At 67.0% G+C, this 1,653-nt stretch carries 1 protein-coding gene; it reads left to right on the top strand.

Going from position 1 to position 1,653, the window contains the following annotated elements:
• Window positions 1-1,546, top strand: a protein-coding gene (locus tag ACK4TH_RS11695; protein WP_409626677.1) for an IS3 family transposase whose coding sequence is annotated in 2 segments (ribosomal slippage) — window positions 1-414 and window positions 414-1,546 — 1,547 coding nt annotated over the 2 segments. Because the reading frame shifts where the segments join, the coding sequence is not laid out codon by codon here. This gene is flagged as partial in the annotation.
• Window positions 1,547-1,653 lie beyond the last annotated feature (107 nt).

Raw genomic sequence — 1,653 nt, 5'->3', positions numbered from 1 at the left:
AAGCAGTCAAGGACCGTGCTGTGGCGCGGTTGCTGCCGCCTGAGAGCGCTTCGCTGACAGACGTGGCGCGGGAATTTGGTGTGAGCGTGCAGACGCTGCAGAAGTGGCGCGATGCGGCGTTGTCGCCGCCGGCCGCTGCCCAGGCCTGGACGCCTGCAGCCCGTTTTGAGGCGTTGCTGACGACGGCGGCCATGGATGAACAGCAACGCAATGCCTGGTGCCGCGCCAACGGCGTGTACCCGCAGCAGCTCATCGAGTGGCGCCAGGCGGCCACCGAGGCACTGGGCAGCACAGCCAGCGAGCGCAGCAGCCCGGCCCAAGCCAAGGCCCAGCAGCGCCGCATCAAACAACTCGAGCGCGATCTGCGCCGCAAGGACAAGGCGTTGGCAGAGACCGCGGCATTGCTGGTGCTCTCAAAAAAGCTCGAGGCGGTCTTGCCGGGGGACGAGGACGCATGATCCCGCTGCAAGACCGCCGACATCTGGTGGAACTGATCGGGCAAGCGCACCGCGATGGCGCCAGTCTGTACAAGGCCTGCGAGACGGCCGGCATCACGCTGCGCACGCTGCAGCGCTGGACAATAGCCGACGGCTCCATCCGCTGTGACGCTCGCCCCCAGGCGCAGCGACCCAGGCCAAGCCATGCGCTCAGCCAAGCCGAGCGCGCCGAGGTGCTGCGCATTGCCAACGAGCCGCGCTTTGCGGACCAGCCGCCTGCGCGCATCGTGCCTGCGCTGGCCGATGAAGGCCGCTATGTGGCCAGCGAATCGACCTTCTACCGCATCCTGCGCGCACAAGGGCAAGCCGCCCATCGCGGCCGCGCCAAGGCGCCGCAGGCGCGACGCGGCCCGAGCACGCATGTGGCCAGTGGCCCGCGCCAGCTCTGGTGCTGGGACATGACCTATCTGCCCGCCCAGATCGCCGGGCGCTGGTTCTACCTGTATCTGATCCTGGACCTCTACAGTCGCAAGATCGTGGGCTGGGAGGTGCACGAGCACGACGACGCCTGCCATGCCGCGCACCTGGTGCGCCGCACGGCGCTGGCCGAGGGCATTGCCACACAGGCGAGCAAGCCCGTGCTGCACGGCGACAACGGCTCCACGCTCAAAGCCACCACGGTGCTGGCCATGCTGCATTGGCTGGGCATCAAGCCCTCGTACTCGCGCCCACGCGTCAGCAACGATAACGCCTTTGTCGAATCGCTGTTTCGCACCGCCAAGTACCGGCCCGAGTTCCCTGCCCGTGGCTTTGCCGTCCTGCACGCCGCTCGCGACTGGGCGGCGCAGTTTGTGCATTGGTACAACCATGAGCATCTGCACAGCGGCATCCGCTACGTGAGCCCGGCAGCGCGGCATGAAGGGCGTGACCAAGCGATCCTGGCGGCCAGGCATCAGGTTTACGAACGTGCCCGCCAGCGCCATCCGTCGCGCTGGAGTCGGCACACGCGCAACTGGCAGCCCATCGGCGCCGTCACGCTCAACCCCGAGCGCGACGCGGTGATCGAAGGCCTCACGCTGCATCACGATACACAACAATTGGCCGCATGACTTGCGCGACAACTATCTTGACACGCACCGGAACCGTCCCGGGAATCTGAGAGGCGGTTCACAGTGGGCTTTGCCCAGACAGCGCAACCTCCAGATCGGCCGCGATT

It is taken from the genome of Tepidimonas sp., assembly GCF_046292505.1.
Classification (GTDB): domain Bacteria; phylum Pseudomonadota; class Gammaproteobacteria; order Burkholderiales; family Burkholderiaceae_C; genus Tepidimonas.
This window is presented reverse-complemented; position numbering and strand designations above follow the sequence as displayed.